The organism is Paracoccus sp. DMF-8 (assembly GCF_029309835.1).
Taxonomy (GTDB): Bacteria; Pseudomonadota; Alphaproteobacteria; order Rhodobacterales; family Rhodobacteraceae; genus Paracoccus.
Genome location: NZ_JARJHL010000010.1, coordinates 631,601 through 653,941 on the forward strand (window position 1 = coordinate 631,601; position 22,341 = coordinate 653,941).

21 protein-coding genes and 3 pseudogenes are annotated in these 22,341 nt (G+C 64.4%); 11 read left to right on the forward strand and 13 right to left on the reverse strand.

Annotation, left to right across the window (positions count from 1 at the left end):
* Positions 1 to 33: 33 nt before the first annotated feature.
* The 3 genes and pseudogenes from PE067_RS10360 to tldD all read right to left on the reverse strand — a co-directional run.
* Positions 34 to 2,082 (reverse strand): OmpA family protein, encoded by a 2,049-nt coding sequence (locus tag PE067_RS10360; protein WP_276189307.1) that lies wholly within the window; start codon positions 2,080 to 2,082, stop codon positions 34 to 36.
* Positions 2,083 to 2,340: 258 nt separating this feature from the next.
* Positions 2,341 to 3,424, reverse strand: a pseudogene (gene dprA, locus PE067_RS10365) (DNA-processing protein DprA).
* A 206-nt stretch (positions 3,425 to 3,630) separates the two neighbouring features.
* Positions 3,631 to 4,951: pseudogene (gene tldD, locus PE067_RS10370) on the reverse strand (metalloprotease TldD); the annotation flags it as partial.
* A gap of 531 nt (positions 4,952 to 5,482) precedes the next feature.
* Here tldD and coxB point away from each other — a divergent pair.
* From coxB to PE067_RS10420, 10 genes and pseudogenes are all read left to right on the forward strand, one after another.
* Positions 5,483 to 6,145: pseudogene (gene coxB / locus PE067_RS10375) on the forward strand (cytochrome c oxidase subunit II); the annotation flags it as partial.
* A gap of 9 nt (positions 6,146 to 6,154) precedes the next feature.
* Entirely contained in the window at positions 6,155 to 7,072 is a 918-nt protein-coding gene (gene cyoE / locus PE067_RS10380) for a heme o synthase (protein ID WP_276189308.1), read from the forward strand.
* Positions 7,072 to 7,326: a hypothetical protein gene (locus PE067_RS10385; RefSeq protein WP_276189309.1), complete on the forward strand. Its 255-nt coding sequence runs from the start codon at positions 7,072 to 7,074 to the stop codon at positions 7,324 to 7,326. The genes cyoE and PE067_RS10385 overlap by 1 nt, the downstream gene beginning before the upstream one ends.
* Positions 7,323 to 7,898, forward strand: a complete 576-nt coding sequence (locus PE067_RS10390; protein ID WP_276189310.1) for a cytochrome c oxidase assembly protein — start codon at positions 7,323 to 7,325, stop codon at positions 7,896 to 7,898. Before PE067_RS10385 ends, PE067_RS10390 begins: the two co-directional genes overlap by 4 nt.
* Before the next feature lie 36 nt (positions 7,899 to 7,934).
* Positions 7,935 to 8,759: a cytochrome c oxidase subunit 3 gene (locus PE067_RS10395; protein WP_276189311.1), complete on the forward strand. Its 825-nt coding sequence runs from the start codon at positions 7,935 to 7,937 to the stop codon at positions 8,757 to 8,759.
* Between the two features lie 200 nt (positions 8,760 to 8,959).
* Positions 8,960 to 9,631 (forward strand): SURF1 family protein, encoded by a 672-nt coding sequence (locus PE067_RS10400; protein WP_276189312.1) that lies wholly within the window; start codon positions 8,960 to 8,962, stop codon positions 9,629 to 9,631.
* A gap of 8 nt (positions 9,632 to 9,639) precedes the next feature.
* The gene (gene thrC, locus PE067_RS10405) at positions 9,640 to 11,028 is read left to right on the forward strand and encodes a threonine synthase (RefSeq protein WP_276189313.1); all 1,389 of its coding nucleotides are present in this window, start codon (positions 9,640 to 9,642) and stop codon (positions 11,026 to 11,028) included.
* Between the two features lie 53 nt (positions 11,029 to 11,081).
* Entirely contained in the window at positions 11,082 to 12,290 is a 1,209-nt protein-coding gene (locus PE067_RS10410) for a pitrilysin family protein (protein WP_276189520.1), read from the forward strand.
* Positions 12,290 to 12,871 (forward strand): GNAT family protein, encoded by a 582-nt coding sequence (locus PE067_RS10415; RefSeq protein WP_276189314.1) that lies wholly within the window; start codon positions 12,290 to 12,292, stop codon positions 12,869 to 12,871. Before PE067_RS10410 ends, PE067_RS10415 begins: the two co-directional genes overlap by 1 nt.
* Positions 12,872 to 13,142: 271 nt before the next feature.
* Positions 13,143 to 14,897, forward strand: a complete 1,755-nt coding sequence (locus tag PE067_RS10420; RefSeq protein ID WP_276189315.1) for a BCCT family transporter — start codon at positions 13,143 to 13,145, stop codon at positions 14,895 to 14,897.
* A gap of 268 nt (positions 14,898 to 15,165) precedes the next feature.
* Here PE067_RS10420 and PE067_RS10425 read toward each other — a convergent pair whose 3' ends face one another.
* The 10 genes from PE067_RS10425 to PE067_RS10470 form a co-directional block, all read right to left on the reverse strand.
* Positions 15,166 to 16,239: a tyrosine-type recombinase/integrase gene (locus PE067_RS10425; RefSeq protein WP_276189316.1), complete on the reverse strand. Its 1,074-nt coding sequence runs from the start codon at positions 16,237 to 16,239 to the stop codon at positions 15,166 to 15,168.
* A gap of 239 nt (positions 16,240 to 16,478) precedes the next feature.
* The gene (locus tag PE067_RS10430; RefSeq protein WP_276189317.1) at positions 16,479 to 16,898 is read right to left on the reverse strand and encodes a hypothetical protein; all 420 of its coding nucleotides are present in this window, start codon (positions 16,896 to 16,898) and stop codon (positions 16,479 to 16,481) included.
* 34 nt (positions 16,899 to 16,932) lie between these two features.
* Positions 16,933 to 17,646 carry a hypothetical protein gene (locus tag PE067_RS10435; RefSeq protein WP_276189318.1) on the reverse strand — a complete coding sequence of 238 codons (714 nt, stop codon included), beginning with the start codon at positions 17,644 to 17,646 and terminating at the stop codon, positions 16,933 to 16,935.
* Positions 17,643 to 18,008, reverse strand: a complete 366-nt coding sequence (locus tag PE067_RS10440) for a hypothetical protein (protein WP_276189319.1) — start codon at positions 18,006 to 18,008, stop codon at positions 17,643 to 17,645. Before PE067_RS10440 ends, PE067_RS10435 begins: the two co-directional genes overlap by 4 nt.
* Positions 18,005 to 18,769, reverse strand: a complete 765-nt coding sequence (locus PE067_RS10445) for a hypothetical protein (protein WP_276189320.1) — start codon at positions 18,767 to 18,769, stop codon at positions 18,005 to 18,007. The genes PE067_RS10440 and PE067_RS10445 overlap by 4 nt, the downstream gene beginning before the upstream one ends.
* 307 nt (positions 18,770 to 19,076) lie before the next feature.
* Entirely contained in the window at positions 19,077 to 19,679 is a 603-nt protein-coding gene (locus tag PE067_RS10450; protein WP_276189321.1) for a 3'-5' exonuclease, read from the reverse strand.
* Positions 19,680 to 19,681: 2 nt separating this feature from the next.
* Positions 19,682 to 20,473: a hypothetical protein gene (locus tag PE067_RS10455; protein ID WP_276189322.1), complete on the reverse strand. Its 792-nt coding sequence runs from the start codon at positions 20,471 to 20,473 to the stop codon at positions 19,682 to 19,684.
* 180 nt (positions 20,474 to 20,653) lie between these two features.
* The gene (locus PE067_RS10460) at positions 20,654 to 20,905 is read right to left on the reverse strand and encodes a hypothetical protein (protein WP_276189323.1); all 252 of its coding nucleotides are present in this window, start codon (positions 20,903 to 20,905) and stop codon (positions 20,654 to 20,656) included.
* 26 nt (positions 20,906 to 20,931) lie between these two features.
* On the reverse strand, positions 20,932 to 21,264 hold the full coding sequence (locus PE067_RS10465) for a hypothetical protein (RefSeq protein ID WP_276189324.1): 333 nt from the start codon (positions 21,262 to 21,264) through the stop codon (positions 20,932 to 20,934).
* Positions 21,265 to 21,497: 233 nt separating this feature from the next.
* On the reverse strand, positions 21,498 to 22,046 hold the full coding sequence (locus PE067_RS10470; protein ID WP_276189325.1) for a hypothetical protein: 549 nt from the start codon (positions 22,044 to 22,046) through the stop codon (positions 21,498 to 21,500).
* A gap of 100 nt (positions 22,047 to 22,146) precedes the next feature.
* On the opposite strand from PE067_RS10470, the gene PE067_RS10475 reads away from it, so the two are divergent.
* A complete protein-coding gene (locus tag PE067_RS10475) occupies positions 22,147 to 22,341 on the forward strand; it encodes a hypothetical protein (protein WP_276189326.1) in 195 nt (64 codons plus the stop codon).

A 22,341-nucleotide genomic window follows, 5' to 3' on the forward strand; every position in this document is an offset into this window, starting at 1 on the left:
CTCGCGGCTTTTTCTGTTTCTTTGGGGACCGGGTCAGTTCTGTTCGATCAGATCGGTGATCCGGCGCACCGCGACGCGGCGGTTCGTGCGTTCGGCGTCCTGCGTCTGGACGCGCAGGAACTGTTCGCCATAGCCCTGAACGACCATGTTTTCCGGCGGCACGTCGAAATATTCCGTCAGCGCCAGCGCCACCGATTCCGCGCGCCGGTCCGACAGCGCCGAGTTCGACGCATCCGAACCGACCGCATCGGTATAGCCCTCGATCAGGTAAAGCTCGCCGGGGTTGTCGCGCACGCTCTGGGCGATGACGCGGCCAAGGGCGCTCAGCTGTTCGGCCTGATTGGGCGTGATCGCGGCGGAACCCGTGTCAAAGGTGATCGACTGGATATCCAGCGGCGCGACCAGCGCGCGGACCTGCGCGATGTTGCGGATCTGGCCCAGGGTAAAGCGCCGGTCGATGCTGCTTTCGCGCATCAGCGCATCGCGCAGCGCCTCTTCGCTCATCTGATCGGTGTAATCGACAGGCCGCGCCGGCGGCGGCAGCTCGGCCACGCGGACCGGCGTCACATCGGCGGTATCGTCGATCAGCATGGTCGAACGCCCGTCCGGCCAGACGACCGAACGCCGCAGGATGTTCATGTTCGCATCGCGGATGGTCACGACGCGGCTGCCATCCTCGCGCAGGACCGTGGTGATGGACGAACCGTCATCATAGCGTTCGGTCTGCACGTTGGAACCCGGCTGGAACAGCAGGGCGTCGTCATTCTTGATCAGTTGCTGCGAGCCGTCGGGCATGGTGACAACGACCCGGTCGCCGGTGTTCAGCGCGACCTGACGGTCGTTCGACATCCACGAACCCATCGCATAGCCTGCCAGACCCGCCAGCGCGAGGCGGGCGATGTCGCGGCCACGGTCGTCGTCGTCATCGTCGCGCTGCGCCTCTGCCCGCAATTCGCGGATCTGGTCTTCGTCCGAGCTGCGCCCGACCGAGGTTTCGAAATCCTGATCCGAGCGGCGGGCATCATCCGCGCCGACGGTGAAGTCGCTGACCTGACCGCGCGGGGTGTCGGCATCACCGTCGTCATCGGTCAAGGCGCGCAAGGCCTCGCTCGGGGCAGGGGGCTTGGGATCTGCGGCTTCGCGGGCGGCATCGGTTTCGACGGCCCCCACCTCGGGCGCGTCATCCGCAGCACGGCGGGCGCGGTTCGGATTGGGGTTCTGGCGATCCGCCGCCCGGCCCGGATTTGCCCGGCCCGGATTTTCGGGGCGCTGATCCTGATCGCCAAGCGCGCGGCGCAGGGCGTCGGGGTCATTGCCGACCGGCGCGTCATCGGCATTGCCAGCCTGATCCTGTGCCGCCCCGCGATTGGGCCGGGCGCGGTTCGGCGCAGGGGGCGTCTGCCCGTCTGCGGCCTGAGCATCTGGAGCCTGACCGTCGGCTGCGGGCTGATCGGCATTCCGCATGCGCGGGCGTGGCCGAGGGGTCTCTGCCTGGGGTTCGGCATTCCCGGACGCGGCACCGTCACCACCCGCCCGCGTATTCCCGGCCTGCGGATCCGGGGCGCCATCGCTGTCTTCCTGCAGCCGTTCACGCAGCGCCGCGGCATCGGGCGCGGCCTGAGGGGCGCGAACGCCCTGACGGCCCTCGCGGGGGGCGGCGTCAGGTGCGGTGTCGTCAACCTGACGCTGCACGGGCGCGGGGCGTTCGGGCGTGGCTTCGCGCACGGCACGGGGTTTGGGCGCCGGGGTGTCCTGTTCCGCAGCCTGAGGTTCGGTCGCGGGGCGCGATTCCTCGGGCGTTGGCGCGGGTTCGGCATCCGCCGCGCGGTTGCGGGCGCGGGGGGCGGCGGCCGCATCCTCTGCCGCCGGTTCGGCGCGTTGGCGACGTTCGGCACGGGGCTGTTCCGCCGCGTCGCCCGCCCCGGCGTTTTCGGGTTCGGGTTGCGCAGGGCGTTGTCGGCTGGCTGCGCCGCCGTTGCCATTCCCCTGCTGTTGGGCGACCCCTTGATCCGCAGCTTGATCTCGCAGCGCCGGGTTTGCGCGGCTTTTTCGGTGCGACCTCGGCCCCTGCCTCGGCTTCACCGTTTCCGCCGGGCTGTTGGGCGGCGACAAGATCGGGGGCAAGCAGCGACAGGCTTGCGACAATTGCGGTCGTGGCATGGAATATGCGACGCATATGATATCCTTTCAGGCAAACGGCCCGGTTTCGGAGCAGTCAGTCTCTGGGGCAGTAAGCCATGGGCCGGACCCAAGGTTCCCCGACCGCATCTGACAGCTGCGTGATAGGCGAAAGCCGACCGAAACCGCCGTTCGGGTCAGGTCGGGTCGGGTCGGAGCGTTTCAGGCCAGTGCCAGACCGCCACCCGCAACGCGCTGGACCTTGCCATCCAGTTCCAGCGCCAGAATGACCGGCGCCACCGCCGCAGGGCTGGCGCCCAGATCGCGGATCAGACTGTTTTCGTCGATTGGCGAGGGGCCAAGGCAGGCCGGAATCCGCTGCGCGATCTGATCCGGCGCGATTGCCGCGACGGGACGGGGCGCCGCGGTTTTCGCGGGGATGGTTTCGGTCCCGGTCATGGCCTTCGTCACGTCCCCGGCCCCGGTCACGACCTCAAGGCCAAGCTGCTGCAAAACATCGGCCGCATTGCGCACCAGCGTCGCGCCATCGCGGATCAGCGCATTGCAGCCGCCCGCCCGTGCATCCATCGGATGTCCGGGCACGGCCATGACCTCTCGCCCCTGATCCAGTGCGTTGCGGGCGGTGATCAGGCTGCCGGACCGATGCGCGGCCTCGACCACGACGACGCCACGGCTGAGGCCCGAGATGATGCGGTTGCGGGCCGGGAAATGGCGCGCGATGGGTTCGATTCCGGGCGCCTGTTCGGTGACAAGCAGCCCGGTTTCGCAGATCGAGGCGGCCAGCGCCGCGTTTTCAGAAGGGTAGATCACGTCGATCCCCCCCGCCATGACCGCAATCGTGCCGGTTTCCAGCGCCTGTTCATGCGCCATCGTATCAATGCCACGCGCCAGCCCGGCGACGACGGCCACCCCGGCCTCGCCCAGACCACGCGCCAGACCGCGCGCCATGCGCAGGCCAAGCGAGGATGCGTTGCGTGCCCCGATCACCGCGACCGGCGGCTGCGCCAGCACCGACAGATTGCCGCGCAGCCAGAGCGCGGGCGGGGCATCCGCGACATCATACAGGAGCGGCGGGATAATCAGGCGCCCCCCATGTCACCAGCCGCGCACCCGCGCGACGACCGGCGGCAAGCTCGGCCGAGATCACGCCGGTCGGGCAGGGCGCCTAATCGCTGACACCGGCCGCGCGTGCAATCGCGGGCAGTTCGACCAGCGCCGCCGCCGCCGAGCCGTGTTCGGCGATCAGCCGATGAAAGGTCGATGGCCCGACGCGCCGGGAACGGATGAGACGCAGGACATCGAACGGGTCGCCGGTCTCCGGTGGTGGTGTGTGGTGGGGATCGAAGGAAAACGACCTGATATGCAATTCCCTGTCCTCGCCTCATCCGCAGGGACAGGTTTGCACCTCATTGGTTAATATAAGGTTACCAGCCGAAACCATTTTGCGGACAAAACGGTTCTGTCAGGCACGGTTTTCAGGCGGGGTCGAACAGACGAGCCGCCGATCGTCAGCCCGCCGATCATCAGCGTCGGCAGACCGACGCCCACCGGCACCCATTGGCCCTGTTTGCCGCAATTGCCGATACCCGGATCCAGCGCCAGATCGTTGCCGATGGCGCGGATCTGCTGCAAGGCGGTCGCGCCGTCGCCGATCAGCGTCGCCCCCCGAATCGGATCGCCGACGATGCCGTTTTTCACGCGATAAGCCTCGGTGCAGGAAAAGACGAACTTTCCATTGGTGATATCGACCTGGCCGCCGCCGAAACCGACGGCATAGATGCCGTCCTTCAGATCGGCCAGAATGGCCGCCGGGTCGCTGTCACCGGCCAGCATGAAGGTGTTGGTCATGCGCGGCATCGGCGTATGGGCATAGCCCTGTCGACGGCCGTTTCCGGTCGCGGGCACACCCATCAGGCGCGCATTCTGGCGATCCTGCATATAGCCGGTCAGAATGCCGTCCTCGATCAGCACATTGCGCGCGGGCGGCGTGCCTTCGTCATCGACGGTGATCGAGCCGCGCCGGTCGGGGATCGTGCCGTCATCGACCACGGTGACGCCGGGGGCGGCGACGCGCTGGCCCATCAGGCCGGAAAAGGCCGAATGACCCTTGCGGTTGAAATCGCCTTCCAGACCGTGGCCCACGGCCTCGTGCAGCAGGATGCCGGGCCAGCCGGGGCCAAGGACGACATCCATGACGCCCGCAGGCGCAGGCACCGAACGCAGGTTGACCAGCGCGATCCGCAGTGCCTCATCGGCAAGCCCCTGCCAGTGTTCGCGCGCGACCAGACCGTCCAGCGCGATCCGCCCGCCGCCACCGGCATTTCCCGATCTGCGGCGCGAGTTCGGTCTGACCGTGACGCTGACATTGATCCGTGCCATGGGGCGGATATCGGTCGAAAGCCCGCCCTCGGGGCGCAGAATGGCGATTTCCTGCACGGAACTGGAAATCGAGGCGCTGACCTGAACCACCCGAGGGTCAAGGCTGCGGGCATATGCGTCGATTTCACGCAGGGTCTCGACCCGCAGGCCGAAGCCGACATGTTCGGCCGGGTCGATGGGCGCATACAGCCCGGGCGTCGCGCCGGTCGGTGCGGGCGCCAGCGTGCCGCCGCCATTGCCGACGGCCAGCCGCACGGTTTCGGCGGCAGCGCCAAGCGCGCGGTCGTTGATTTCCGAAGAATGGGCATAGCCGGTCACGTCGCCGCGCACCGCACGCAGGCCGAAACCCTGATCGGCGCTGTAGCCCGCGTTGCGCAGCCGGCCATCGTCAAAGACCAGACGCCTCGGAGCGGGCGCGTTCCAGATACAGCTCTGCCGTCGTCCGCCGCCTGCCAGTGCCGATTGCAGGACACGCAGCGGCGTGATCCTGGTCGAGATGGGTTTCAAACGGGGAAAACGGCTGCGTCCGGCATGGTCATCCTCTTCTGGCAGGTGAGCCTCGACTAGGGGCTTTTTGGTCGTAAGTCGATAGGTATGGCTTGCCCGTCAGTGTAAGATATGGTTGTGAAGGACACCGAATACCAGTCGGCCCGGGTGATGGCTCGCGGCCGGGCTGGCATGACTGTAGGCAACGGGATGGGAAGATGGCGATTGCTGACGATGCGCGCGCGGGGCGACAGTGGCAACGGCTGGCTGACGGCACTGGGTGTCTGGCAGGCGCTGACGGCCGATGCCGGCGCATGGCGCAGGACGTGCTGGGCGACCTGCCCGTGATCCGGCAAGCCGCGTCAACGGCGGCATGGGCTTCCAGCCCGCGTCGAGCCGCTGGCGCATGACCAGCAGTGGCTGGATCATTTCGTGCTCTGATCATCATCGCCGCGGTGACCGATCGTTGGTCTGCCTGCTGCTGCTGATCTGCATCGTCCGCTTCAACAGCCGCGTGAACCCCGTCCCGGCGCGCTTCACCCACAACACGCCGCTGCGAGGTGATCTGGACGCTGGTCCCGGTCGCTGATCCTGGTGGCCATCGGCGCCTTTTCGCTGCCGATCGCTGTTCCGCAGCCAGGAAATGCCGAACGACCCGGACCTGGTCATCAAGGCCATCGGCCACCAGTGGTACTGGTCCTATGAATATCCCGAACGACGCCATCGCCTTCGACGCGCTGCTGCTGCAAAAGGACGAACTGGCCGACGCCGGCTACAGTGAAACCGAATACCTGCTGGCGACCGACAATGCCGTGGTCGTGCCGGTCGGCAAGACCGTGCTGATGCAGGTCACCGCGTCCGACGTGATCCACAGCTGGACCGATCCCCGCCTTTGCCGATCAAGCAGGACGCCGTTCCCGGCCGTATCGCGCAGGCCTGGTTCTCGGTCGACGAAGAGGGCGTGTATTTCGGCCAGTGTTCGGAACTGTGCGGGATCAACCACGCCTATATGCCGATCGTCGTCAAGGCGGTCAGCCAGGAGAAATACGACGCATGGCTGGAAGGCGCCAAGGAAGAATTCGCCGCCGACGCCTCGGACTACCTGCCCGCGAAACCCCTGCAGTTCGCTTCGGCCAACTAAGGTTCCGACGTGGTTGAAACGCGCGCATATGTCGGCCCGGAAGAGGCACAGTTCGGCGATTACGTCGCCCTGCTGAAGCCCCGGGTGATGTCGCTGGTGGTGTTCACGGCCTTTGTCGGGCTGTGGATCGCGCCGGGGCATCCCGATCCCTTCATCGCATTCTGTTCGGTCCTGTTCATCGCCATCGGCGGCGGCGCCTCGGGCGCGCTGAACATGTGGTATGACGCCGATATCGACGCGGTGATGCGCCGCACCCAAAGCCGCCCGGTCCCCGCGGGCCGGGTCACCCCGCAAGAGGCGCTTGGCCTGGGCATCGCCCTGTCGATCCTGTCGGTGATGATGCTGGGGCTGACGGCGAACTGGTTCGCGGCCGGTTTTCTGGCCTTTACCATCTTCTTCTATGCCGTCGTCTATACGATCTGGCTGAAACGCTCGACCCCGCAGAATATCGTCATCGGCGGCGCGGCGGGCGCGTTCCCGGCGATGGTGGGCTGGGCCTGTTCGACCGGGTCGATCAGCCTTGAATCGCTGCTGATGTTCGCGCTGGTGTTTTTCTGGACTCCGCCGCATTTCTGGGCATTGGCGCTGTTCATGAACAACGACTACACCAAGGCGGGCGTGCCGATGCTGACCGTGACCCATGGCCGCCGCTCGGCCCGGCGTCACATCTTTGCCTATACGCTGGTGCTGGCGCCCTTTGCGCTGTGGCTGGGCGTGACCTCGGTCGGCGGGCCGCTGTATCTGGCGGTGTCGGTGGTGCTGAACGCCATGTTCATCTGGGGCGGCTGGCAGATCATGCGCCGGGATGAAACGGCGGCCGAAGGTGACGGATACCGCGTCGAAAAACGCTATTTCCGCTTTTCGCTGTATTACACCTTCCTGCATTTCCTAGCGCTGCTGGTCCAGCATGCGATGGGGGGCTGGTGATGGCGCTGCGTCCTGAACACGAGCTGCACCACCGTCGCCGTGGCCGCAACATGGGCCTGCTGGCCGTGCTGGTCGCCTTTGCCGCGCTGGTGTTCGGCCTGACCATCGCCAAGATCGGCAATGGCGACATGATGGAAGGTTTCGACCACCAGCCGCGCACCTCTGTCCTGCCGCGCGAGGAAACCCCGGCGCCCCCCGCGACCGATGCGGCCACCACCGCCCCGGCCACGCCCATTACCGGAGAGGATCAATGAACCGCAACAACCGCACGCTGCTGCAGCTTCTGGGTGTCGTCGTCGTGATGGGGGCCCTGTCCTGGGCTGCGGTTCCCTTTTATTCGTGGTTTTGCAAGGTCACCGGCTATGGCGGCACGACCATGACAGCCGAAACCGCGCCCGATGTCGTGCTGGATGAAAAGATCCGCGTGCGCTTCGACGCCAATGTCGATCCCGACATGGGCTGGACCTTCCGTCCGATGCAGCGCGAGGTCATGCTGAACATCGGCGAAAACGGTCTGGCCTTCTACGAGGCCGTGAACAACACCGACGAGCCGATCACCGGCACGGCCAGCTATAATGTCGCCCCCGATCTTGCCGGTTACTATTTCAGCAAGATCGAATGTTTCTGCTTTACCGAACAGACGCTGCAGCCGGGCGAACGTGTCGAAATGCCGGTCAGCTTCTTTGTCGACCCCGAACTGGTCAATGACCGTGATGCAGGTCGCATCCGCGACATCACCCTGTCCTATACCTTTCACAGGACGGACAAGCCTGCGCGCCCCGCGCAGGCTGCTCTGGACGCAGGGCGGAACACGAACGTAAACTGAGCCAAATCAAGACGAACCAATAGCCAGGATCAGACAATGGCGCACGCTAAGAACCACGACTACCACATTCTGCCCCCGTCAATCTGGCCTTTCATCGCCGCGATTGCCGCTTTCGTCATGCTTGTCGGTGGCGTGGCATGGATGAGGGGCATCACGATCCTGGGTCTTCCGGTCGAAGGTCCGTGGATGTTCCTGATCGGCCTTGTCGGCGTGCTTTACGTCATGTGGGGCTGGTGGGCCGACGTCATTCGCGAAGGCGAGGCGGGCGACCATACCCCGGTCGTGCGCATCGGCCTGCAATATGGCTATATCCTGTTCATCATTTCCGAAGTGATGTTCTTCGTCGCGTGGTTCTGGGCATTTTTCAAGAACGCCATGTATCCGATGGGGCCGGACAGCCCGCTGAAGGACGGCGTCTGGCCGCCCGAGGGGATCGTGACCTTCGACCCCTGGCACCTGCCGCTGATCAACACGCTGATCCTGCTGTTGTCGGGCGTTGCCGTGACCTGGGCGCACCACGCCTTTGTCCACGAAGGCGACCGCAAGGTGGCGATCCGTGGCCTGGCCGTCGGCGTGTTCCTGGGCATCTGCTTCAGCATCCTGCAGGCCTATGAATACAGCCACGCGGCATTCGGTCTGGCCGATACCGTTTACGGCGGCGTCTTTTACATGGCGACCGGCTTCCACGGCTTTCACGTTCTGATCGGCACGATCTTTCTGGCCATCTGCATGTTCCGCTTGATGAAGGGCCAGATGACGCCCAAGGCTCATGTCGGGTTCGAAGCCGCCGCCTGGTATTGGCACTTCGTCGACGTGGTCTGGCTGTTCCTCTTCGTCTCGATCTATGTCTGGGGCCGCTGATCGGGCGGGCGCAGACAGCGAGGTCGCTGACCGGCCCCGTGGCTGACACGAACAAGGCGCGCAAGGGATCTGCCTTTGCGCGCCTTTTGCCATCCGTCCCGATTGCGAAATCCGCGCGTCGGGCTTGCCCCTGCGCCAATCCCGCCTATAGGGATGGGGCGGGGTCTGCCCGTATCCCGATCCTTTCACCGAGCCCGCACATGCAACGCTATCTGTTCCCCATCATCACCGGCATTCTTGGCTGCGCCATTCTGCTGAGCCTGGGGGTCTGGCAGGTGCAGCGCCTTGGCTGGAAGGAAAACATGCTGGCCGAAATTCAGGCCAGGATCGACGGCGCTGCGATCACGCTGCCCGCCAGCTATCAGCCCCAGATGAAATATCAGCCGGTCGAGATTGCGGGCCGCACCACGGGACAGGAAATTCTGGTCCTGTCCGGCACCCGCGATCTGGGCGGCGGCTATCAGGTGATTTCGGGGTTTGAAACCGATGACGGCCGCCGGATCATGGTGGATCGCGGTTTCATCCAGCAGGACGACCGCCACAAACCGCGTCCCGCGACCGATCTGCGGATCACCGGCAACCTGCACTGGCCCGAGGAAAAAAGCGGCTCGACCCCAGAACCGAACCTGACCGAAGGCATCTGGTTCGCGCGCGAGGTGCCGCGCATGGCCAGCCAGCTTGGAACCGAGGACATGCTGGTCGTCGCCCGCGAGGTGCAGGGGGACGATCAGGGGGTGATGCCGATCCCGATCTCGATCCAGGGGGTGCCGAACCGGCATCTCGAATATGCCGCGACATGGTTCATGCTGGCGGTGATCTGGGCGGGGATGACAGTGGCGCTGATCTGGCGTATCAGGCAGCGCAAATTCTAGGAAAAGCCATGCAATATGTATCGACGCGGGGTCAGGCCCCGGCCCTGAGTTTCGACCAGGCGATGATGACCGGCCTTGCCCGCGACGGCGGGTTGTATCTGCCGGACAGCATTCCGACCCTGACCGCCGAACAGATCGCCGCATTCGAAGGGCTGTCCTATGAGGAAGTGGCCTGGCGCGTGATTTCGCCCTTTACCGGCGACAGCTTTTCCGAAACCGAATTGCGTCAGGCGATTGCCACCGCCTATGCGGGCTTTGGCCATGTCGCGCGCGCACCGTTGGTCCAGCTTGCCCCCGGCCATCACCTGCTGGAACTGTTCCACGGCCCCACGCTGGCCTTCAAGGATTTCGCGATGCAGCTGATCGGCCAGCTGTTCCAGATCGCGCTGGCGCGCAGCGGGCAGCGTATCACCATCGTCGGCGCGACCTCTGGCGATACCGGATCGGCGGCGATCGAGGCGTTTCGCGGTCTGGCCAATGTCGATGTGTTCATCCTTTACCCGCATGGCCGCGTGTCCGAGGTGCAACGCCGCCAGATGACGACGCCATCGGAAAGCAATGTCCATGCGCTGGCGCTGGACGGGCATTTCGACGATTGTCAGGCGCGGCTGAAGGACCTGTTCAACGACCATGATTTCCGCGACGGCGTCGGGCTGGCAGGGGTCAATTCGATCAACTGGGCGCGGGTGCTGGCGCAGATCGTCTATTATTTCAGCGCAGCCGTCAGCCTTGGTGCGCCTGCACGTCAGATCGACTTTACCGTTCCGACCGGCAATTTCGGCGATATCTTTGCCGGTTCCATCGCCAAGGCCATGGGCCTGCCCATCGGGCAACTGGTTGTCGCGACGAACCAGAACGACATTTTGCACCGTGCGCTGACCACGGGCGAATACCGGGTCGGCACGGTCGAACCTTCGATCAGCCCCTCGATGGATATTCAGGTCAGTTCGAATTTTGAACGCGCGCTCTATCTGGCTTACGCGGGTGATGCGGGCGCGATCCGTCAGCTGATGGATGAGCTGAAATCGGGCGGTTTTACCATCAGTCAGGGTGCCTTGCAGCATCTGCGCGAGGTCTATGCCTCGGGCCGGGTGTCCGAGGGCGCAACCAGCGCGATGATCGAAACCATCCGCGCCGAAACGGGCGAGGTGATCTGCCCCCATACCGCCGTCGCGATCCATGTCGCGCGCCAACACCTGCGCCCCGGCGTGCCGATGGTGTCGCTGTCCACCGCTCATCCCGCCAAATTCCCCGATGCGGTTCAGGCCGCGCTTGGCATTCGCCCTGACCTGCCGCCGCATATGGCCGATCTGTTCGACCGACCCGAGCGTGTGACACAGGTTGAAAACGACGCGGAAGCGATTAAGTCCCTGATCCTTGAACGGAGATCAGCTTGAGCGATATCAATATCACGACCCTGCCCAACGGGCTGCGCATTGTCACCAACCGCATGGACGGGCTGCATTCCGCGACGGTCGGGGTCTGGGTGAATGCCGGCGGCCGCGACGAACGGCTGGAACAGAACGGCATCGCCCATTTTCTGGAACATATGGCATTCAAGGGCACGGCGCGGCGGTCGGCCCTGCAGATCGCTGAAACGATCGAGGATGTCGGCGGCTATATCAACGCCTATACCTCGCGCGATGTGACGGCCTATTACGCGCGGGTGCTGGCGGGCGATGTGACGCTGGCGCTGGACGTGATTTCCGACATCGTGCTGAACCCGGTGTTCGACCCGCGCGAGATCGAGGTCGAACGCGGCGTGATCCTGCAGGAAATCGGGCAGTCGCTGGATACGCCCGACGATGTGATTTTCGACTGGCTGCAAGAGGCGGCCTATCCCGACCAGCCGATGGGCCGCACCATCTTGGGCCCGTCCGAACGTGTGTCGCATTTCGGGCGGGGCGATCTGTCGGGTTTCGTCAGCGAACATTACGGTCCCGGCCAGATGATCGTTGCGGCGGCGGGGGCGGTCGATCACGACCTGATCGTGGCGCAGGCGACCGAGATTTTCGGCGACAGGAAACCGCTGGCCAAGCTGGACCGCCAGCCCGCGCACTGGCGCGGTGCCGAAATGCGGCGCGTCAAGGATCTGGAACAGGCGCATTTCGCGCTGGCTCTGGAAGGTCCGGGCTACAAGGACGCCGATTATTTCGCGACCCAGATCTGGACCTCGGCGCTTGGCGGGGGCATGTCGTCGCGGCTGTTCCAGAAGGTGCGCGAGGAACGCGGGCTGTGCTATACGATCTTTGCGCAATCGGGGTTTCATGACGACACCGGCATGGTCACGATCTACGCGGGCACCTCGTCCGAACAGATCGGCGATCTGGCGTCCATCACCATCGACGAAATCCGCCGCAGCATCGACACCCTGACCGAGGCCGAGGTGTCGCGCGCCAAGGCCCAGATGAAGGCCGGGCTGCTGATGGGGCTGGAAAGCCCCTCGGGGCAGGCCGAACGCATGGCGCGGTCGCTGGCGATCTGGGGCCGCATTCCCGATGCCACGGAAATGGCCGGGCGCATCGACGCCGTCAGCATGCGCGATGTGCGCGACCACGCGGCACGGCTGATCTCGGACGCGCGCCCGGCGCTTGCGCTTTATGGTCCGGTGGGCAAGGCCCCCGACCGCGAGGAGCTGGCCAAAAGGCTGGCCGCCTGATGTTCATCCGCCGCCGTCCTCTGCGCCTCGAGGCCGAGCGGCTGGTGCTGCGTCTGCCCCAGCACGGGGATTACAACGCATGGACGGCGCTGCGTGTCGAAAGCCGCGCCTTCCTGACCCCGTGGGAGCCGTCCTGGGCGGTCGATCACCTGTCGCGCAAAAGCTTCACCAACCGCGTCTATTGGGCGCAGCGCGCCAGCCGCAACGGCACGGCGCTGCCGCTGTTTCTGCTGCGCCGCGACGGTGTGCTGGTGGGGGCGATCACGCTGGACAATATCCGCCGTGGCCCGGCGCAATCGGGGACGATCGGCTACTGGATCGGCGAACCCTATGCCCGTCAGGGCTATATGCGCGAAGCGATCCAGACGCTGGTTCATCACGCCTTCGCGGTGCTGGATCTCAGCCGGATCGAGGCTGCCTGCCTGCCCGAAAACGCCGCCTCGCGCGGGGTTCTGGAAAAAAGCGGCTTCAAATACGAAGGCGTCGCGCAAAGCTATCTGCAGATCAACGGGCGCTGGCGCAACCATGTCCTGTATTCCAACCTGCGCAGTGACCGCCGGGGGCGAACCGGGGCAGGCTAGGGCAGGGGGGCGACAGCCATCCACATGACAGGATCGCCGCAGCCCCAGACCAGGGGCTGTGACAGATTATGCCATTTTCATACCCCGTCGCGACAGTTTTGGTCGCTAAAGGCACGTTATCTGTCGCAACAGGGGTACCCCTGCGACGATTTGACCGCCATTCTGACAGAAACGTGACCATCCAGATCCCAGAACCGCCCGTCCGGGTTGCCGCGAGTTGTCGCAGCATCTGCCCGGACGCCCCGTCGCAATTCATCTTGGAAAGGGACGCATGTCAGATCCTCGCTCAACCAGACCCAAAGGCATCACGCACGAAGGCCACCCCGGAGACATCCGGCGGGAACGCGACGCGCTTGACGGGCGCTATCCTGACGACGACGCGTCGGGTGCGGAATCGCAGCGCAACCCCGAAGGCGTGACCGAACTCATCCAGACCAGCTACGAGATCGGTCAGGACAATGTCGAAGGCCGCAAACCCATTGCCTTTGACATCCACAACCCGGTCTTTGCCATTTCGGCGGCGGCCGTCGCGGGCTTTACGCTGGTGACCATGCTGTTTCCGACCCGGCTGGAGCCGGTCTTTACCGGAATGCGGCAGGCGATCATCACGAACCTCGACTGGTTTTTTCTGCTGTCGGGCAATATCTTTCTGCTGCTGTGCATCGGCCTGATCCTGTCGCCGCTTGGGTCGATCCGCCTCGGCGGCCCCAAGGCGACGCCGGATTTCACCCTGACCGGCTGGTTTGCGATGCTGTTTGCCGCCGGGATGGGCATTGGCCTGATGTTTTACGGGGTCAGCGAGCCGCTTGGCCATTTCGACGCGGCGCTGGCCGGGCCGGTCATGGAAAACGGCATCCGCACGGACTGGGCGCCGCTGAACGGTGCCGCGGGCGACGAGGCTGCGGCCAGACGGCTGGCGATGGCCGCGACGATCTTTCACTGGGGGCTGCATCCCTGGTCGATCTATGCGGTGGTCGCGCTGTCGCTGGCGCTGTTTTCCTTCAACAAGGGGCTGCCCCTGACCCTGAGGGCGGTGTTCTACCCGATCTTCGGCGAACGTGTCTGGGGCTGGCCGGGCCATGTCATCGACATTCTGGCGGTGCTGGCGACGCTGTTCGGGCTGGCCACCTCGCTTGGGCTGGGGGCCGAACAGATCTCGGCGGGGATGAGTTTCCTGTTCGGTCTGCCCGCCTCGAACATGTCCAAGGTCGTGCTGATCGTGGCGATTACCGCCGTCGCGACCACCTCGGTCCTGCTGGGGGTCGAAAAGGGCGTCAAGGTCCTGTCAGAAGTCAATATGGTGATGGCGATGCTTTTGCTGCTGTTCGTCATCATCGCCGGGCCGACCTGGGCCATCCTGTCGGGCTTTTTCCTGAACCTCGGCGCCTATGCCAAAGAGCTTCTGCCGCTGTCGAACCCGATCGGCCGCGACGATGACAACTTTCGTCAGGGCTGGACCGCGTTCTACTGGGCGTGGTGGATCAGCTGGTCGCCCTTTGTCGGCATGTTCATCGCACGGGTGTCACGCGGGCGGACGGTGCGGCAATTCCTGATCGCGGTGCTGGTCGTGCCGGTGCTGATTTCGGTGCTGTGGATGACCGCGATGGGCGGCACGGCGATCACGGCGACGCTGTCGGGCTTTTCCGGTATCCGCGACGCCGCGCTGGAACTGCAACTGTTCCAGATGCTGTCGCAACTGCCGCTGACCGCGATCAGCAGCCTGCTGGGGATCCTGCTTGTGGCGATCTTCTTCATCACCTCATCCGATTCCGGCTCGCTGGTGATCGACACGATTGCCGCGGGGGGCAAGGTCGACGCGCCGGTGCCGCAGCGCATCTTCTGGTGCCTGTTCGAGGGGCTGGTCGCCATCGCCCTGTTGCTGGGCGGCGGGCTGGTCGCGCTGCAGGCGATGGCCGTATCGACGGGTCTGCCCTTTACGCTGGTGCTGCTTGGCGCCTGCTGGGCGCTGGTCAAGGGTCTGATGGGCGAACGACGAGAGTGCAGGCGCAGGGCCGTCATGGCATAAGGCAACCGGGCGGGGATATCTCCGCCCGCTTCGTCTGAAGACCCATTCCAATATCCCGCCGCCCCGCCATCAACCGACCCATTGCCGACGTCGAACCGGCACAAGCGGAAGCAACATCCTGATGTCAGGGGATGGGTCTGGTAGGCCCGGAGGGACGCCAATAAAGTCGTTTTCTCGTTTGTTTTCAACGGCGGGTGCCACCAATTGGCAGAATTCACTCTGGTTGTGAATCAATCAGTTATGTTCTCTGTGCCCCCAGAAAAAGCCATCACCAATCCATGGCTGAAAGCATCTGCATTGCCTGTTCGGCAAGGCGCGCCCGGTCGGCGCCCTCGGTATAAATCTCGCTGGTCTTGGCGCTGGCGTGACCGTGAACGGCCATGATGTGGTACTGGCTCGCACCGTGCAGCGCGAGAAGCTCACCAGCCGCCTTGCGGATGCCGTGAGCCGATAGACCGACAAGACCGGCTTGATCCATCCATGTCGAGAACTTGTTGCCGAAGCTGTTTTTAGACGCGAATGGTTTGCCGTCTTCCCGCAGCAGATAGGTCCGGCCGATTACTGATTGCGCGCGAACGGCTTTCAGAAGGGGCGGCAAGATAGGTATGACAACCTTTTTCGATCCGCGCTTTTCTGGCTGCCATCCAAGCCAAACAGAGCCGTTCGCGCGCTTGACCTCGTGCTGACGTCCGAGGGTCACCACATCGCCGATCCGGCAGGCTGTGAACATGAATAGCGTCAAGGCGAGGTGCGCCATTGAGCCAAAGGGATGGCGCTTTCGGTATGCTTCGAGGTCAGCCACTGTCCACGCCCGAGCGCCCGTTCCCTCGTTGATTTTCTTGATGCCGGTCGCAGGGTTGGCTTTGGCGAGATTCCGATCCACGGCCCAAGTAAACATTGCCCGCACCGCCTTGATGAAGTTGTCGGCCGCGCCAGGCGTCGATGCCTTCATGTCGCGCAACAGAATAAGTTGGGTTTGGGGAATACCAACGCCGTATTCCCCGACCTCTGCGCGCATCCAAGTCAGAAATACCGATCGTTGCTGGCAGGTAGACTTGTGCATCTGGCCGCTGGCGACGGCGCGCTCCATTTCAGCAATATATAGATCCACCAACCAGCCGATTGAGCCCCGGATAACCATCTGCGCCGCGACAGGCTCTGGGTCCAGCCGGATACCCGAACGCGCTGCATGGTAATGCTCGGCGAATTTCGGATGAGATGGATCAATGGCGAGGGTGATCTTTTTGGTTTTATCGCCCTCTTTTCGGACGACATACCGCGTTTTTGCACCGCGCTTCTCGGAATAAAGACCCGGAAAGGTCACCTTCATTTCATTACTCACGGGGCCACTCTTTGGGTTTGAGAGTATCATACGTGACTTCGGGGGCCACATCGTTTTTAGGCCAGATCGTGACCTTGCCCGGTTCCATGACGATTTCGATGCCGGAAAGCGGGACGCCCGCCTTGGAAAGAGCGTCAAGAACTCGCGCAATGTCAGTCGTTGAAACCGATCTAGGACGCGCCATTTTATTCGCCTTTCAATGCAGTGGCGCCGGGCGGTTCGGGCCGCCCGGCCTTCGATCATTCCGCCTTGGCCGCGCCTTCGCGCCAGCCGTCCAGCCACGCATCGGCCAGAACCGGCACGCCCTTCACATCGGGCGGGATGGCATCCTCGCGCGTGCCGCGTGCGCCGGCGCGTTTGCCGCGCTGGTATGCGGCGTCGATCTGGGCATCATCGGGGGCCGGGGCGTCGTCTGCGGCGCCCTGTGCCGCGTCAGGGCTGTCAGTGGCGGGTTCCCCGGTGTGAGCGTCCGGTTCGTCGTCTGCGGCTTCCTGCGGGGCGCTGGTGGCCTCTGCGGGGGTGTCGGGCTTCTTATCCTCGATCTGGGCCGCCTCTGCCTTCTTGTCGTCGGCAATCTGCTGCAGGTTCTGCGGCTTCTTGCCTGCGACCGGAGTGGCGTCCTTCTTGCCGATGGTCGGGAAATATTCCTCGACCGGCATTTCCGCTCAGACTTGATGGCCTTGAACATCGACGTCAGCGTCCCGATCCGTCGAGGTCGATTTCCTCGACACTTTCGATTTCGAGCGCCGCACAGATCAGTTCCGGCGTGACGCCGAAGGTCGCGAAGGCCTTGACCGCGCCGTCGCGCCGCTCGACCAACGTCTTGACATCGCCAGAAATGACCTGTTCCGCGGATTCATAGGCTTTGCGCCAGATCGCTTTCGGAATGCCTTTCAGGACCGCTTCGCGCATGGCGATGGATGATGCCGCGTTGCCGGTGACGACGATCATATCCTCGTTGAACATGCGGCCGTTCTTGTCGGTGATGCGGCGGCGAACCTGCGCGGTGCGTTTCAGGCCGGTTTCATAGTCGATGAAAACGCCCTCGGCGATCACCACCTTGTCGATCTTGTCCACCGCCACCACGCGGCTGGCGACATGGCAGTTGCCATACATCGACGCCACGATTTCCGCGAATCTGACAGACGGGCCCTTGATGGGCTTGCCGCCGCGGGGCAAGGCGTAGACGCATTCGCTGGCGCTTTCTTCGTCCAGCATCGTCAGGTTGACGACGTTTTGCACCACGCGCCGGACATTGCGGGGATAGGCGCGGGCGGTGACGATGGCCTGGTTCAATTCGGCCTGGGCCATCTGGACCGCGACCGTTGTGCCGCTGTCGAGGTTCAGCGCGTCGCCAACCTCGCCGGTCATCGGGTCATAGTTCTGGGACTGAACAAGGTTGTTCATGCGGGGTTCTCCTGTGGTTCGGGGTTTTCGTCGGCGTCCTCGTCATCGAGGTCGCCGTCGTCATCTTCGGCGTAAAGATCGCCGGTCGCGGCGCGCAGGGTGGCGCAATCTTCGCAAATGAGTTCGCCGTCCTTGGTGGCAACCGCGCCGTCTTGGTCGTCACCCCAAATCGGGGAGCTGCAGTCGAGGCACCGCCCCAGAAACTCGGCGTCGATCGCGATTTCGCTCAGTTCATCGATGGCGCGCAGGGCAACCATCGTCAGCGAATAAGGCCCGTTTATGGCTTTGATCGCGGTCCGCGTTTCCTCGATTGCATCGAAAAGCAGGGCGCGCTGTTCGCGGTGTTCATCGGTGATGCTCATTTCACCACCTCCGCCAGCGCGGCCTCATAGGCCGAAACTCGGTATCTCAAGGCCACGATCAGATCGCGCTGCCCGTCAATCGTCAGGTGACCCTTCGGATCGAGGATGTCGCGGTGCTTCATCAGCTTGAACCGGGCGACGACTTCCTCGGGGGTGACGCCAAGATCGGCCCCGATGGTCGGGGCCTTGCGCCCGTCGAACAGGCCGGTCGCGATGTCCAGATCGTCCTGCGGCGCAAAATCGTCGTTCAGCCGCTCGAGGTGCTTGACCAGCGCGCGCTGCGCGAGGGTCAGGCTGGTCCACGATGCGGGTTCTGAGGGCTTTGGCGCTGCCGGGGCTGGCGCGGCAGAAGGTTCGACCTTGGCCGGTTCGGGCTTCGGATCGGGGGCCTTTGCCGGCGCCGCCCCGCCCGTCAGTTCCGCGATGATCTGGGCGGCATAGGGCGGCGCCTGCCGCTTATCGACCAGACCCTGCAGGACACGCAGCCTGAATTTTGTGGCGTTGTCGGAGCGATTCACCAGCTTCGCGCATGCCAGTTGCGACAGGCCATCGCGGAACAGCCCCGTGAGGATCTTGCGATCCTCATCCTCGGTCCACGCGCTCGGATCGCTCGGGGTGGCCTGTTTCGGCGCCGGGGCGGGCGCAGGGGGCTGCGTCGGTTCCGGCTCGGGTTCGGGGTCAGGTTCCGGGGCAACCGCTTCGACCGGGGCGGGGTCAGGGATCTCCTCACCCACATCGACCGAACCGTCAGCCTCGCGCACGAAATCGTCGTCGGTGCCGTGGAACCGCTTTGCCGGCGCAAGGCCTGCCCGGCCCGACCGATCGGCGCCAGCGCGCGGTGCAGATCCTCGGCCATGGTGTCAGGATCGACCAGCACGAAATCGTTCTCGAAATCAGGATCCGGATCAGGGAAATCGTCCGGGTCGGGGTGGAAGGGCATCGGGGCGACGATAGGCTCAGCCGCTAGCTGAGCGCCCCATTCGGCCACGTCGATAAACCTGTTGATGTCGAAGCCAGCGCCAAGGCGATCCTTGAGGTCGCGTAGCGCGGAGATGGAAATCTGTGCCATCAGGCTTTCCCCCCTTTCGAGTAATGGACCTTGGCCTCGGGCAGCAGCCCGTCGCGCCGCAGGTTGCGCATGACCTCGAGCGCCGCCTGTGCATCACCGACAGCATCGTGGGCCTTGGCGTTGGTGATGCCGTAATGGGCGCAGGCTTCGGCCAGATTCGGCCACTTGAACCCATACCTGCCGGGCAGTTGCAGCACGTTCGTCAGGGGCCGCATGACGCAGATGTTCGGGGTCCGCTCGAACATGTCATCACGACCGGCGCGGCGCAGTTCCGCCCGCATCATCTTGAGGTCGAACTGCGCGTTGTAGGCTACGATCACATAGCCCGCCTCGACGCGACGGACATATTCGTCCAGCACCTCAGTAACCGGGACGCCATTTGCCTCAAGGAACTCGTCGGTCAGGCCATTGACCGCACCCGCCTTGGGGTCCATTTGCCAGCCGTCCGGGCGGATATACCGCTCGAAAACTTCGGGTTCGTCGTCGGGGTCATTGACGGCAAGACCCGCGAAGGACGCCATGCGTGGCTGGCCGGGCGAGTCGGCAGGGATCTTGAAATCGAAGATCCCGGTGGTTTCGGTGTCGATGATGAGAAAAGACATGATTACCCCCTGAAATTGGCCGTCGTCTTCGGGAACACCCGAACACCCGGCAGTTGCGTTCTGCCCTTGTGGGCGCGAACCATGGCGCCGACGGCCTTGCGAACATCGGCGGCGGCGATGAAGGGACCGAGGGCGCCGAGGCTGGCGTAAAGCGCATCCTCGTCATCAATCGAGAAGTCCCAGGACTGGCGGGCGCTGGCGGTCACGCCCTCGGACCGCATCCGCGTCAGATCGGCATCGCTGGAAAGCGCGCGTTCCTCGGCGGCGTCGGCCTTGGCGTCCAGCAACTCGGCCCGCCCCTCGGCGCGCGCGGCGGCGTCGGACGTTTTCATCTGTTCGGCCTTGATCCGTTCGGCCTCGGCCTTTTCGCGCGCGGCCTTCGCCTCGGCCTCGGCTTTCGCCCGTTCCTCGGCCGCCTTCTGGCGGGCAAAGTCGTCGGCCAGCTTTTGGAGCGAGGATTCCGCCTTTCCGAGCGGTTCGAGCAGATCCTTGAAAAAGCCGTTGATGCCGCGCTGCGCCTCGAGGATCGGTCGCCCTTCGTCGGTGCGGATGCCGTCGGCTTTCTTGGCGAGGGCCCTGGCGCGGACGATCCAGCGGCCAAGTGCAAGCTGCGCATCATCGCTGGTCACGGGCTTGTAGAGCCCGCGCCCTTCCTCGATCAGCGCCTCGATTTCGGCGCGCAGATCGGCGAAGTCAGCCGCGAGAACATCGGGCAGGGGGGCTTTGTTGTGGCCGAAAATTTGGTCAACAACGCCCACCCGGGCCGCCGCAGCGGTGTCCGGTTTACTGGTCATGTTAATTTTTGATGCCTCCTTTGAGGGGGATTTCCTTGCCCGATCAGTTCTCGGGCGGTGGGAGGGTCAGAACCCGGTAGGACGTGGCCGGAATCTGGGTTGCGGGGCGCCTTCGGGATTTCCAGGTGATGCGCCTGCCGCGCCCGATATGGGCAACAACCGCCGACCCCATCCTGGCCTTTATCTCGGCCTCTGCTGCGTCCTTCGCCTGCGACTCGCTGCCATTGCAGCCTGTGAGTCCGCTACCTCGGAGAGCAGGAATGGGATCCGGTTGTCCGACGACAGGTCGATCTCATCGCCCGGATCACCGATGGCATGCAGCCGGTCGATCAGGCCGCCGTCGCGGTCATAATCGAGCGGCATGTCGCCGGTTTCGACCTTGTTCCAGAAGGCCGCCACGCGATCACGGATCGCGGTGACAACCTCGGGCATCAGGTCCACCCCCAGCAGGGGGCATTCTATACCGTGACCCACCACAAGGGCGACGGCGGCCATTGCGCGCCGATCATGTGGGCCTCCAGGGTCGCTTGATGCTGGATCCAGAGCGGCGGCTCGGGGTTTCCTTCGGCATCGAGCCAGTTGCGGCGATAGGCCGACTGTTCGACGCTCTTGATCTGGACGGTCCCAAGGCCGCGCTCGGGGCACCTGACGATGGTGTCAGGCGTCGCGCCGATGCGCGCCTCAGGATCGCGCCAGTATTCGTTGGCGGCGTTGTGGGTCACATCCCACGCCGGGTTTTGTTCGCGGATCAGCTGGACCGCGACGGGTTCGAGCAGTCGCCCGCGCTTCAAGGCTTCGGGTCGGGTCCTCTTTCAGGACACCCGATTTCAGCCCCTGTGACCTCGGCCTCGGTGAGGAAGTGGACGCCGAACAGCGCCCCGACAACCGAGGCAGTCACAACTTGCTGGCGGGCGCGCAACCATGCGCGCCGGTCCTGGGGGTGACGGTACCCGATTGCGGGGCGCATGGTCATTCCGCCGCCATCATATAGGTTGCGCGGTCAGCTAAGATACCGTGGGCTTCTTCATCTATCTGGCTGACCGCACGCCTCCATTCGACAGTCATGTCGCGGAGGATTCGTTTGCTCATGTGCCGCTTGGCGCGATTTTCGGCGGCCATCGGCGTGCATCCTTTTTCGATCTGGCGGGCCTTCTCGGCTTCCAGATATTCGCCATAATGATCGGCGGCTTTCTTCACCGTCCCGGCGTCTTTGTCGTCCCACCAGGTCCGTTGCTGCTTGCGCGAGGCTGTCGGCCATGTTCCACACGACCGACCGGCGTTCCGGGTTGTAGCCGTGCATCAGGGCCAGTTCGGCGTCGGCGCATTTGCGCTGCCTGCTGCCGTCGAAAACGGCCAGCCCGAGGCGCTTCCAGACGCCCGCGACAGACGGGTATTGCGACAGGTCGCCCGCTTCCCCGACGATGGCCGCAACCGATCCCCAGCCCAAGCCGCGAACGGACGCGACCCACGGAGCGATGGGAAGCTGTTTCGCCAGCTTTTCAATGCGCTTCGCCGACGTGACGAGGTTACCGAAGATTTCGGCGGTCGCGAGGAACGGCAGCAGGACGGCCATTTCCGGGGCCACCAGTCGATCTCGCCTTTGGCGGCCTTGTCATACAGCTTGTTCGCTGCGTCCTTGTCACCGTCCGTCATCGCGCGCACGCGGCCTTGCCTTGCAGGACAAGGGCGTTCTTCGCTTTCATCCAGCGGCGGCGCTGGCGGTGCATCGCGACGATTTCCGCGACCAGCGGATCGGCAAAGCGCAGATCCTCGGGCTGATCGGCGGGGGGGGTATCTGCGGGGTGCTGTACTTTTCCGGTTTACTATCGTCACCCGGCACGCCCGCGCGGCCGAGGCCGCATCCGTGA